This is a genomic window from Sphingobacteriaceae bacterium (assembly GCA_016715905.1).
Taxonomy (GTDB): Bacteria; Bacteroidota; Bacteroidia; order B-17B0; family Aurantibacillaceae; genus Aurantibacillus.
Genome location: JADJXI010000007.1, coordinates 200,266 through 213,231, shown reverse-complemented (window position 1 = coordinate 213,231; position 12,966 = coordinate 200,266). Strand labels below are relative to the sequence as shown.

Below are 12,966 nucleotides of genomic sequence, written 5' to 3'. Positions count from 1 at the left end.
TAAAACTATTTACTAAATACTTTTGTTTCAACTCTTCGGTTTTGCTTGTGCGCTTCTTCGCCGCAATCTTTTCCTTGACAATCGATTACCGGATTATCAGCTCCTTTTCCTTTAGATTGTAAAATTTGATTTGGATTTATATTTTCTTGTATTAAAATTTCTCGTACTATTTTTGCTCTTTTATTAGATAAACGTTTATTATGTTTTTCAGTTCCCTTCGCATCTGTATATCCAATTATTTCAAGGTGTAGCTCCTTGTGTTTTTTAAGAATTACTGCATTGTTTTTTAAAACGGTAATAAACTCATCGCTTAAAGTACTCTTATCAAAATCAAAATAAATCGGACTGGCATTGTATCCCAATGCTTTTAATTGATCGCTACTTAATTCGCCTTTAATTTTGCTTAAATCAGGCATCTCTGTTTTTGTTTCTGTAACAACCGCTTTTTCTAATTCGAATTTATTTTCAATGGATTTACAGGCTACTAAGGGCGCAAAACAAGTATCGCAATACACAATTACTTTGTAATTTATTGCATAACTACCGTCTTTCAGATAATCCTTGGTGAAACTTAATTTTTCGCCTTCTTCTTTTACTTCATTTACTTTCCATTCTGAAGCAATTACGTTATAAGGATTTGAAATGTTGGCTGTAATTGTATTTTTAAAATCAGACTTATCATCATCTTTTATATTTAAACTCAGAATATCTATGCCCGGAGTACATTCTCTGTTTAAATTGGTGAGATAATTTATTTTATAAATATCCATGTCGCCGTATCCACCGTTTCTGGAGGATGAAAAATACCCGTTAATTTCTTTACTGTCAAGAACCATAAAAATGTCATGACCCGGCGAATTAATAGGTTGACCCAGATTTTCTGCAGGTCCCCACTTTCCATTAATTAATTTACTTCGATATAAATCAAAATTGCCATAACCTTCATGACCATTACTTGCAAAATATAGGGTATTGCCATCTTCGGTTACAAAAGGGGAGTCTTCATCAAATTCCGTATTAACATCATAACCCAAATTTTCCGGTTCGCTCCATTCTCCGTTTTCGGCCTTAACAGATTTGAAAATATCTAAACCTCCTTTACTTCCTTTCCCTTCGCTGGTAAAATAAAGGGTTTTATTATCCTTACATAAAAAAGCGTGATTCTGATAAAAATCAAAATTCACCGTTTTACTTTTTCGTGGTTTTTCTGTGGTTCTTTGGTCCATTTTAATTTCATAAATTTTATTATTATGAAAAGTGAAAAGTATGGAGCCATCCGGACTCATAGACACTACTGAAGTATGATCTTTTTGTTTTTTAATCTTTCTAAACTTGTCGGGTAAGGTGTATTGCCTGGGTTCACTCATTCCAAAATCATTAATTTTTGAAATGTACATGCTTTCGAAATATTTTCCATCCAAATAACTTAACTGTTCCTTCTCATGATCTTTTCTTCTTGAAGTAAAAATCAATTCATTTTGAGGAGTGAGAACCGGAACATACTCCGGCATATCGCTGTTAATTTTAGAGCCAATATTTACAATATAAAGTTCTTTAGTCTGTGTTTTTTCGGTGTGTTTTAACGCATAGTTACAATCGTTTATTCTTTTTACTATTTCTTTTTGAATGTCTACTTCGTTATCTGGATCGGTAAAACCATCTAATAAGTTAAAATACGTAATAGCTTTATTAAAATCTCCATTATGCTGATAGCATTTAGCTAAAGCAAATATTAAAGCAGGCACCGTGTCTTGACCTGTAATGCTATTCGCTTTTTCGAGAAAAGGTTGTGCTGATGTATAGTTGGATAGAAATTCAGAAAGCAGTAAACCCATTCCTAAATTAGCTTTAAAACTATTTGGGTTTTTTTCTATCGCTTTCTGATAATTTTTTTTCGCCTCAATTAAATTTCCGTTTTCAATTTGGCGTTGCGCTTTTCTTAGATATTTACTTTCAGGTTTAACAGCCCAAGTTGTAGTTTGGACTAAAAAAAACAAGAGTATTATCAATTTTTTTGCCATTGTTTGAAACGATTCTAAATTAATTAAAAAATCACCCAATTAGGCCTTAATTATACATTTAACATTTGTGAATTTTACATTTTATTTGTGAATGCGAATCCGTATATTCGTAGTTCAACTTTTTGTTAATTTATGACCTCTATTGTACAACGGGCAAAAGTTAATGCCTCCTCGCATCTTTTGGTACTCACCAACAAGTTTAATAATGAATTTGGATTACCTGAAAAGGTAAATGATTATTTCGTAGCCGAATTAAAAAAGGAAGGTGTTAAAAATCTAACGTATAATTATATAGGTAAACACATTACCATATTTATTGTTGATTCTAAAAAGAATGAGCATGAATTAGCTGAGCAAATTAGGAAACAAGGTGCAGCGGTTGCCGATGCCGTTAATGCCTTAAAAGGGTCGGAAATTTATATTTATAACCAAACCAAAAAAGCAGATTTATCTTTATATGCGGCAGAAGGTGCAGCATTAGGTAATTATAGTTTTGACAAGCATAAGACCGGGGATAAAGTTCATAAAGAGTCAGTGCAAACTATTATTATAGCACAAACTAAAATTAATCCTGTTAAGTTGTCTGAACTTAATCATGTTATTGAAGCAACTTGTATCGCGCGTGATTTGGTGAATGAGCCGGTTAATCATTTAAACGCCGGTGAATTAGCTAACGTATTTAAAAAGTTAGGTAAATCGGCTGGGTTTAATGTAGAAGTTTGGAATAAAAAGCAAATTGTTGCAAATAAAATGGGTGGTTTACTGGCTGTTAATGCCGGTAGTGTTGATGAACCTACATTCACCATTATGGAATACAAACCTAGAGGTGCTAAAAATAAAAAGCCTTTAGTATTAGTGGGTAAAGGCGTAGTTTATGATACCGGAGGATTAAGTTTGAAGCCAACCGCCAACAGCATGGATCTAATGAAATGTGATATGGCCGGTGCGGCAACTGTTGGTTGTGCTATTTATGCGATAGCTAAATCAAAATTAAAAATACACGTTATTGCATTGGTTCCTGCAACTGATAATCGTCCCGGATTTAATGCATTTGCACCCGGTGATATTATTACCATGATGGATGGAAGTACGGTAGAAATGTTGAATAGTGATGCAGAAGGAAGAATGATATTGGCTGATGCACTGCATTATGCGAAACGTTATAATCCGGAATTAACAATTGACGTGGCTACATTAACCGGCGCAGCTGCTGCGGCGATTGGAACTCAAGGACTAGTTGGCATGGGAAACGCATCTCAACGTTATTTGAATAAATTGGTTGAAAGCGGAATGCGGGTGAATGAAAAAGTAGCTTTGTTTCCCTTTTGGAATGAATATGCTGATTTGTTGAAAAGTGATATTGCTGATCAGAAAAATTTAGGCGGTCCGCAGGCTGGCTCCATAACAGCCGGAAAGTTTTTGGAAAAATTCACTAACTATCCCTATATTCATTTGGATATAGCAGGCCCTGCGTTTTTAAGTGCAAAAGAGGCTTATCGTACCAAAGGTGGCTCCGGAGTAGGAGTTAGATTATTGTTTGACTTTTTAAAAAATAAGTAAAATGCGCAAAGTTTACGCGATTATTTTTTTAGTATTGGCCAACTTGGTTTTTTCCCAAGATGTTCGCCAGGGTTTAATTGTAGTGCATGTTGACCCCAATGGTCGAAGTGAATTTAAACAGAAAATTTACACCTATCATTTTTTAAATGGTTCTTATGTTGGTCGTGAAGAATTATTGGCAGTAGCCGGAAAAAAAGACGGAAAAGATTATATACGTACTGATTTAGGCACAAATTTATTATACAAAGATCGTTATTTGATTACAGGCATTGGTAATGTTATCGATTTAAAAGAAAAAAAGGTGTTGTGGGATGGACGAGCAAATTTAGTGCGGTTGAGAAATGACAGCGCTGTTTATTACACCAATGACGCCTTTAAAGGAAAATACTATTCCGTATTTAATTTTAAAACTAATCAATACGGTGAAGTAAAAAATTTAGTTTTTAAGGCAAAATTAGGACAAGATGTTGAGTTTGATAAAACAACAACTCCTTTTAAATTGTTTTTATACCCAGCCAATAAACCTAAAATAGAATTGGTGAGTAATGCAGGATACGGTCAGCAAGGCACAAAGGAAAGCAGAACCCCGGATCCTATGATGTGGTGGATAGATAATACAAATTTTGTTTACGCTAATTTTAATAAAGAATGTACCGAGGTAACTTTTTATAAAGTAAATGCAAATACAAAAGCTAGTTCGGTTGTTGGAAAAGTTAGCGTTAAACCCGAGCCAGTACCTGCTACTTTAACAAAAATTGATGAAGGCCGTGCAATAATGAATTATGGTTCTAAACAAATTTATATTGATGTAGATGTGGAAATGGTGAATGACTTAATATTTTCAAACCCAAGTAATGGATTTAGTTTTGAAATTAAAACAAATCCTTACGGACATATCATAAAGTATAATGATAAAGATGTAGCCAAGGCGCATTTTCAGGCTAAAAATTTTAAAACCGAAAAAAATATTGCTGCTGTAGTTAAAGAGTTAGTGATGGGAACCGAAAGTTATCAGCAAGGATTAGGAGTTTGGGATAATAACAAACAAGCCTTAAAAACGGTAGATGCTGAGGAGGTTTTAACTTTAGTGGGATTTGTAAACGAGTAGGATTTTATATACTGATAGCACTTATCCTATATTAACGCAGCTTATTTCATTTATTCTGATCTAAAAAGTACATTCGTTTAACAATTTATTACAAGCATGTTAAACAGTATAAATAAAAAACTTACCTTTTTAAATCTTATTCTTTTCGGAATGATTACGGCCATTCATTTCAACATAAATAAGTATGCAAACAAAAAAGTTCCCATAATTTTAAATGTAATTGCCTTAATACTTTTTACGCTTGTAATATTTATTTTAACCTATGGTTCTTACTTACGCTCTATAAACTAATAATTTGTATTTAAAATTTATTTAGCAATAATAAGTTTTTTAGTTAAAAGCGTGCCGTCATCTAGTTTTAATTCCAATAAATAACTTCCTGCTGATAAACTGCGAATATCAACTTTCTCATACGAGTCAATATTTGTTTTCACGTCCTGCTCAAGGACTTTTCTTCCGCTTATATCATAAATGTTTAAATGACCAATTTGTTTAGCGCCGACGTGTAGTCGAATATAAATATTTTCATTTGCAGGGTTAGGATAAACATCCATTTCAGTTTGCAGTGTTTGCGCTTTGGTTAAATTTGTTGACACTGTATTTACTCTAAAATATTTGGTTACGTTACAACCAAAATCTCCGTTAAAAATTTGGAATGTACCCGGACCGTTAGCATAATCAAAACGTAAAGTTCCAGTTCCCGGATTAGGATTGTAATATTGATAAGCCCACCAGCTAAAACCATCACAACCCGCATCATCAATCGAAAATTTATAACAACCGGGCTGCAGAGTTACAGTGTCTTGAAATAGCGTTAAATTATTCGCATTGCTTCTTGATGCAATTAAAACATTGTTTTCATCATACAACTTCCAGGTAGTTTCATTTTTTAAAGTTCCCGGGTCTGTGGCGTTGTTTGTGGTAAGAATCACAACAAATTTATCAGGAAAAATACTTACTGCTCCTGTTTTAGATTTGTAAGTATTATTAAAAGTATCTTCATCGCCGGCAACGCCATTAACAGCAACCACATTCACTTCAAAATCTCCAATCGTATTTGCTGTAAATACGGATACCGAGGAAGGAAAAACAATATCTTCTTCAGCTAAAAATGGTATAGATCCTGTCCACGTGTAACTCAGGGGAGTTTGACCTTGTAACCCATAACTAAAAACGATTTGAGTTGCTGTGGTGGTTCCGGTATTTTTTACTTTGATGATTGGATGGGAGCAATTGATGTTATTTCTGAAATAGTTTTCATTGGATGTTGGGGCAACAATATCTTCAATAGAAATATCTCTAGAATGATTGGCAACACTATAAGTGATTAATTGTGATTCAAAACTATATCCTGCTGATCCGTTATCGGTATAACTCTCCATATTAATATCAACACTGAAATTGGTATTAGCTGTAGTGATACCGGAAATATCATGGTAAATCGGCCAAACAACGGCACCCGGACACCAATTGGCGCGATCATACAGCCATGTTCCGGTTTGTGGATAAACGTGATTAATACCACAATTGTTTCGCCATAATTGCGTTTGCGCAATTTGATTCCCGTCAATATTCAATTGATAATATTTGCTGCAGAACTCAGCGCAATTATTATTATCAGCACCATGCCCTGAAATGGAATTTTTAATAAAGGCTTTGGTTGCAGGGGCAGCGTATGAAAAAGTTTTGTTGGTTAAGTAATTTTCAATGGAATTTCCCGGATTTCCGTAAGGAAAATACCCATCATATATATTTTTTATTTGTAATGCATCCATTGCCGGAATCCCTTCAATCATTTCTAATTTAACGGTAACATGGAAACCGTAAGAGTAACCCTGATAACCAAATCGTATACCTAAATTGCCTTGTAAAATGGGAGAATAATCGGTCACATCAATAACATAATCATGCTTTTTATTTTGAGACAACCAATTGGTTGCATAAGGAGTTATTACTCGAGCAATTTCTACACTATCGTTCCCCGGAGGTCGAGCAAAAATTTGAGTGGTATAATCCCATGAACCGCAATACTGCGGATTACCCGGACAAGAATAAGTACCCAAAATATAATGCAGTCTTATTTTCCGAAAGCGAAGTCCGGTTGGAAGCGTGGTGGTTGTATCATAATTCCCGTAGTATGTTAGTTTTCTTTGATTGTATATGGTTACCCAGGTTGTATCTCCAGGCGCAGCACTTATTGTTAAGCTACATAGAACTGTTAATAATAGAAAGGCTGCTTTGTGTAAACTCTTCATTTTAAATGTATTTTTGTAAAGATAAAAAAATAAATTAAAACGTTTTAGTAGAATAATTAAAAAGTAAGATATTGAAATTCAAAGATTTAATAATATTTTTATTTCCATTCTTATACATTAGGAAAAACTTTACGTTGCTAAAAAAGGCAAATCTCACTAACTTCATTTCATTAGGTGTTGAACCTGAACTTTTGATATTACCTTTTTTTATTAAGCCTGACGAAATTTTTATAGATATCGGGGCTAATAAAGGTTCTTACATTTTTTCGGCCTTACAGTTTTTAAAACCAAATCACATAGTTGCATTTGAACCTAATCCGATTCTGGCCAAAAGACTTTCTTTTGTTTTCAGAAAAGTTATTGTTTTTCAAAAAGCGCTTGCATCAACTCCAGGCGAAGGATATTTAACCATCCCTTTCACCGAGAATCAAGCTGATGATTGTTTGGCTAATCTTAAATCTCAGCCCGATGAAAATAATGCACACAATTATAAAGTTAAAATAACAACGTTAGACGAAACTGTAAAGCAATTAAAAAATAACAATATTGGTTTGATAAAAATTGATGTAGAAGGTAATGAATTAAATGTGCTGGAAGGAGCTCTTAAAACGGTTACTAAATTACGTCCGGTTTTAATCATTGAAATTGAAAATAGGCAACATGAAAATGGAATTCAAGAAATAATATCAAGAATTGAATCAGATTTAAATTATAAAGCTTTTTATTATTCAATACTACAAAACCGCTTGATTGAATATAATCCCGATTCTTTCCTTGAACAAAAAATGGAAGATTATGGAAGCTTACAATATGTAAATAATTTCATTTTTGTTCCAACTGAAAATGATGCTTTGTTAATAATTGGTCAGGTAAATTCCAAAATTGAAAAAGCACGAAAATAATTTAATTGTCATCCATGGTGGCATTGGCGATGTTTTACTTTGGGTACCTACATTAAAAGATTTAATTGTTAAGCCGGACATTCTTTTAATTAACGATACCCCTGAGTTAGAAATTCTAAAAAAAAACAATCTTGTTCATGAAATTTTGAAAGTAAATTCAAAATTACAATGGATTTTATTCTCCTGGAAAAACCGAAAGAAGTACAACAATATTTTTTTAAATCATTTGTGCGGTGGTAAACTTATTTTATTTTTTTTAAAAAAATGCGGTGATACCGTAATTACAAACTCCAAAAATATTTCTTCAAGAAGTGGGAATCTAATAATAAAAAATCCCGAACCTAACATACACGACGCTTCTCAAAACTATTTACTAGTTTTGGGTAAGACCCCAAAATTAAATCAAAACCATTTTTCACTTGTTCCATCGCAGTCGTCGGAAAAATTGGTTAAAAATTATTTTTGTATTCATCTGTGTGCCGGCAATGCAAAAACACCCTATAAAAATTGGCCTGTTCACCATTGGAAAACTTTTCTTGAGTCTTTACAAATTAAATATCCTGATAAAGATTTTGTGTTTTTGGGCGGAAAGGGAGAGGAGATTGTTTTCAATCAATTAAATCTTAATCCTCAAAAATTTATTTCGCTAATTGGTAAAACATCTTTAAATGAGTTAGATGGAATACTAAAAGGTGCCGAACTTTTTATTGGCCCGGATGGTGGTTTGATGCATTTGGCTTTTGCCTTAGGTTTAAAGAGTTTTGTGATTTGGGGTGCCTCGTCTAGCGTTTACTATAGTTATGAACAAGTTGAAAAAGTGGATTACAAAATTGTTAAACTGAATTTAAACTGTATGCCTTGTAATGCCTGGTTAAACCCAAATAAAAGTAAAGCAAGTAACCCTTTACTTTGCCCCGATTTTAAATGTTTAAACGATTTAAAGCCCGATTTTGTACTTTCTGAACTTGAGAAATTCATGTAATTAAGCAAGGCGGCTTAAATCTCAATTATTTTTCTCACTTTTACATCAAATTATTTTAATGTTATGGAGCAAGAAATGAATACAAATTCTAATAACCCCGTAAATCAGAATTTTGGCGGGACTCAAAATGTACCGAATAGCGTTGGGGTGTTGGTGCTTGGAATTTTATCTATTGTTTTTTGTTGGTGCTACGGTATTGTATCAATTATATTGGGTATTATAGCTATTGTTCTGGCTAATCAAGGCGATAAATTGTATAAAGAGAATCCAACTGCTTACTCAATTGCTTCCTACAAAAATTTAAAAGCCGGTAAAATTTGTGCTATCATCGGCATGAGTTTGTCGGGTTTATATATTCTGTTTTTGGTAGTGTATTTCTTTATTGTTGGCACCCTAGCTTTTGGGGCCCTCAATGCATTATAAGCTTGATTGAATTTATTGAAAATAATTTATTAGCCTGTTCATTTAAGGCTGTTTTGGGAGTTGAATGTCCGGGATGTGGTATGCAAAGGGCTTTTATCGCCTTAATAAAAGGAGATTTTTTTTTAAGTCTTCAATTAAATCCTAGCTTACTACCCTTTATTTTTACGCTTGTTTATTGTTTGTTACATATCCGAATGAATTTTCAAAATGGCGCACGTAATATTGTTATATTGTTTAGTAGCACCGTTTTAGTAATGACTTTAAACTTTGTTATTAAACTGATTTAATTTTTCAGAAAATCCAGACTATTTTTGATGCATGGCACTTGATAAGCACGAAAAGGATCGGATAGATGATGAGCAAATAGAAATTATAGGTGCCCGTTCTCATAATCTTAAAAATATTTCAATAAACATACCTCGGAATAAACTGGTGGTTATTACGGGTTTGAGCGGTAGCGGAAAATCTTCTTTAGCATTTGATACAATATATGCGGAAGGTCAAAGACGTTATATGGAAAGTTTTTCCTCTTATGCCCGGCAATTTCTTGGAAATTTAGAAAGACCCGACGTGGATAAAATTTCCGGATTGAGTCCTGTTATTTCTATTGAACAAAAAACAGTAAATAAAAATCCCCGTTCTACTGTTGGAACAATCACTGAAATTTATGATTTCTTGCGTTTGCTTTTTGCCCGTGCAGGTGAAGCATTTTCTTACGTAACCGGAGAGAAAATGATGCGCTTTACCGATGATCAGATTGTGAGAAGTATTCTGAAAGATTTTGATCAAAAAATAATTGTTGTTTTATCACCGGTAGTTAAGGGGAGGAAAGGACATTACCGAGAGTTATTTGAAGATATTCGAAAAAAAGGCTTTAGTAAAGTTAGAGTGGATGGTGAATTGCAGGAGTTGAAACCAAAAATGCAACTTGATCGTTATAAAGTTCACGATATTGAAATTGTAATTGACAGAATAGAAGTGGAAGGCAGTGTTAAAAGTAGATTATCTCAATCTGTGCAATTGGCAATGAAAATAGGGAAAGGCACTTTAATGATATTGGAGCATGCCGTTGAGCAAAAACCGAAAACAAAATTAAAAAAAAATCCAACAAGTAAAAGTTCAGCCCGACTGTATAGTCGTTTATTAATGTGTCCAACCAGCGGAATTAGTTACGATGAGCCCGCTCCTAATCTTTTTTCATTTAATTCACCTTATGGCGCTTGTTCGAACTGTAGTGGTTTAGGAAATATTTCTGAAATTGACATAGATAAAATTATTCCTGATAAAAAATTAAGCATTGCAAAAGGCGGAATTGTAGCAATTACAAAAAATAAAAATTCATGGATATTAAAACAATTAGAAGCAATTGGCAAAGTATACGATTTTGATCTCGACACACCATTTACAAATTTCAGTGATGAAGCATTACAAGTGCTTTTAAACGGAAGCGATGAATTATTTAAAGTAAGTACAGAAGCAGGATCTTACGATGTGTCTTTTGAAGGCATCGCAACTTTTATATCTAGGATGTCGGAAGATGATCCAAGTCCGGCTATGCTGCGTTGGGCTCAGGCTTTCACCAACAAAAAAACTTGTCCGGTTTGCAACGGAACCCGTTTGAAAAAAGAAGCCTTGTTTTTTAGAATCAATGAAAAAAATATTGCAGAGTTAGCCGAACTGGATATATCCTTACTTAAAGAATGGTTTAATAATATTGAACGAAAATTATCTCCGCAACAAAATATTATTGCTCAGGAAATACTGAAGGAAATAAAATCCCGAATTGGATTTTTAATGGATGTAGGATTAGATTATGTTACGTTAAACAGATCTTCTAATTCTCTTAGTGGAGGTGAGGCGCAACGTATACGATTAGCTACTCAAATAGGATCTCAATTAGTTGGAGTGCTTTATATATTAGACGAGCCAAGCATTGGTTTGCATCAAAGAGATAATGCACGTTTAATTGAGGCCTTAAAAAATTTAAGGGATGTAGGAAATAGTGTATTGGTTGTGGAACACGATAAAGAAATGATTTTAGAATGTGATTATGTAATTGATATTGGGCCTGGTGCCGGTATTCATGGTGGGAGAATTGTTGCAGAATCAAGTCCGAGTGAAATGATAAAATTTAATACCATTACATCCGATTATATAAATGGAAAACGAAAAATTGAAATACCCAAAGTAAGGAGAGCGGGGAATGGTAAATTTATTGAAATAAAAGAATGTACAGGCCATAATTTAAAAAAAGTAAATGCACGTTTTCCCTTGGGAAAATTAATTTGCGTGTCGGGTGTGAGCGGTAGTGGAAAAAGCAGTTTAATCAATGAAACTTTATACCCGGTATTAGCAGCGCATCTTTATAATTCCGAAAGAAAACCATTATCCTTCAAATCGTGTGTTGGTATTGAAAACATTGATAAGGTGATAGATATTGATCAATCCCCAATTGGAAGAACACCCAGAAGCAATCCGGCCACTTATAGTGGGGTATTTACAGACATCAGAAATTTATTTGCTGAAATTCCGGAAGCAAAAATAAGAGGTTATAAGGCCGGAAGATTTTCCTTTAATGTAAAAGGAGGAAGATGTGAGACCTGTGGTGGTGCCGGTTTAAAAACTATTGAAATGAATTTTTTACCTGATGTATATGTAGTTTGCGATGAGTGCAACGGTAAACGTTACAATAGGGAAACAATTGAAGTGAGATACAAAGGTAAATCGATAAGTGATGTACTGAATATGACGATTGAATATGCGTGTGAATTTTTTGAAAATATCCCTACTATTTATCGTCAATTGAAAACATTAAAAGATGTTGGTTTAGATTATATCACTTTGGGTCAGCAAGCAACAACACTGAGTGGTGGAGAAGCGCAACGTGTGAAATTAGCTTCAGAATTGAGCAAAAGAGATACAGGAAATACTTTTTATATTTTGGATGAGCCCACAACGGGTTTACATTTTGAAGATATTCGAATATTGATGGATGTTTTGATGAAGTTGGTTGACAGCGGAAATACAGTTTTAGTGATAGAACATAATTTGGATGTGATTAAAATGGCAGACTATGTAATTGACATGGGGCCTGAAGGAGGTAGAGGAGGCGGACAGATATTGTTTACCGGAACACCCGAAGAATTAATTAAAGATCGAAAAAGTATTACCGGATCTTACTTAAAAAAGGAAATGCTCAATCTTTAATAAAAAGTGCCTTCAGTTCGGTTGCTTCATCCGGTTTCATTCTGCCTGATAGAATCAAGGAAAGTTGTCTTCTTCTTAAAGCGCTATCATATCTCTTCTTTTCCAAATCTGTTTCAGGTGTGATTGCCGGAACGGGTAGAGGGGCTCCGTTTTGATCAATAGCCACAAACGTAAGAATGGCTTCATTGCATTTGGTTTGTACTCCGGTTACTGTGTTTTCCACAAACACGTCTACAAATATTTCCATGCTACTGGTAAAAGCTCTGCTTACTTTTGCTTCTAAAGTAACCACACTGTTTTGTTTTATTGGATTATCAAAACTAACCTGATTGATGGAAGCAGTTACCACTACGCGTCCGCAATGTCTTTGGGCAGCAATCGCAGCCGTAATATCTACCCATTGCATTAATTTGCCTCCAAAGAGGTTGCCTACATGATTGGTGTCGTTGGGTAATACAACTTCAGTATTAATAGTAAGTGATTGTGATGGGGTTTTTGGTTTCATGGT

The 12,966-nt window shown here is 34.0% G+C and carries 10 protein-coding genes; 7 read left to right on the top strand and 3 right to left on the bottom strand.

The window, feature by feature from the left end:
- Positions 1 to 5 precede the first annotated feature (5 nt).
- On the bottom strand, positions 6 to 2,021 hold the full coding sequence (locus tag IPM51_11230; GenBank protein ID MBK9284871.1) for an OmpA family protein: 2,016 nt from the start codon (positions 2,019 to 2,021) through the stop codon (positions 6 to 8).
- A 132-nt stretch (positions 2,022 to 2,153) separates the two neighbouring features.
- On the opposite strand from IPM51_11230, the gene IPM51_11225 reads away from it, so the two are divergent.
- Both IPM51_11225 and IPM51_11220 read left to right on the top strand, forming a co-directional pair.
- The gene (locus IPM51_11225) at positions 2,154 to 3,581 is read left to right on the top strand and encodes a leucyl aminopeptidase (GenBank protein MBK9284870.1); all 1,428 of its coding nucleotides are present in this window, start codon (positions 2,154 to 2,156) and stop codon (positions 3,579 to 3,581) included.
- Position 3,582: 1 nt separating this feature from the next.
- Complete coding sequence (locus tag IPM51_11220; protein MBK9284869.1) at positions 3,583 to 4,689, top strand: hypothetical protein; 1,107 nt, start codon at positions 3,583 to 3,585, stop codon at positions 4,687 to 4,689.
- 308 nt (positions 4,690 to 4,997) lie between these two features.
- Here the strand turns inward: IPM51_11220 and IPM51_11215 are convergent, their stop codons facing one another.
- A complete protein-coding gene (locus tag IPM51_11215) occupies positions 4,998 to 6,944 on the bottom strand; it encodes a T9SS type A sorting domain-containing protein (GenBank protein MBK9284868.1) in 1,947 nt (648 codons plus the stop codon).
- A 134-nt stretch (positions 6,945 to 7,078) separates the two neighbouring features.
- On the opposite strand from IPM51_11215, the gene IPM51_11210 reads away from it, so the two are divergent.
- The 5 genes from IPM51_11210 to uvrA all read left to right on the top strand — a co-directional run bounded on the left by IPM51_11210 (position 7,079) and on the right by uvrA (position 12,458).
- Positions 7,079 to 7,846 carry an FkbM family methyltransferase gene (locus IPM51_11210; protein MBK9284867.1) on the top strand — a complete coding sequence of 256 codons (768 nt, stop codon included), beginning with the start codon at positions 7,079 to 7,081 and terminating at the stop codon, positions 7,844 to 7,846.
- Positions 7,827 to 8,828, top strand: a complete 1,002-nt coding sequence (locus tag IPM51_11205) for a glycosyltransferase family 9 protein (GenBank protein ID MBK9284866.1) — start codon at positions 7,827 to 7,829, stop codon at positions 8,826 to 8,828. The genes IPM51_11210 and IPM51_11205 overlap by 20 nt, the downstream gene beginning before the upstream one ends.
- Positions 8,829 to 8,903: 75 nt before the next feature.
- Complete coding sequence (locus IPM51_11200; GenBank protein ID MBK9284865.1) at positions 8,904 to 9,251, top strand: hypothetical protein; 348 nt, start codon at positions 8,904 to 8,906, stop codon at positions 9,249 to 9,251.
- A gap of 2 nt (positions 9,252 to 9,253) precedes the next feature.
- Positions 9,254 to 9,538 (top strand): DUF2752 domain-containing protein, encoded by a 285-nt coding sequence (locus tag IPM51_11195; protein ID MBK9284864.1) that lies wholly within the window; start codon positions 9,254 to 9,256, stop codon positions 9,536 to 9,538.
- A 31-nt stretch (positions 9,539 to 9,569) separates the two neighbouring features.
- Positions 9,570 to 12,458 carry an excinuclease ABC subunit UvrA gene (uvrA, locus tag IPM51_11190; GenBank protein ID MBK9284863.1) on the top strand — a complete coding sequence of 963 codons (2,889 nt, stop codon included), beginning with the start codon at positions 9,570 to 9,572 and terminating at the stop codon, positions 12,456 to 12,458.
- Here the strand turns inward: uvrA and IPM51_11185 are convergent.
- Complete coding sequence (locus IPM51_11185; protein MBK9284862.1) at positions 12,448 to 12,963, bottom strand: acyl-CoA thioesterase; 516 nt, start codon at positions 12,961 to 12,963, stop codon at positions 12,448 to 12,450. The genes uvrA and IPM51_11185 overlap by 11 nt on opposite strands.
- Between the last annotated feature and the right edge of the window lie 3 nt (positions 12,964 to 12,966).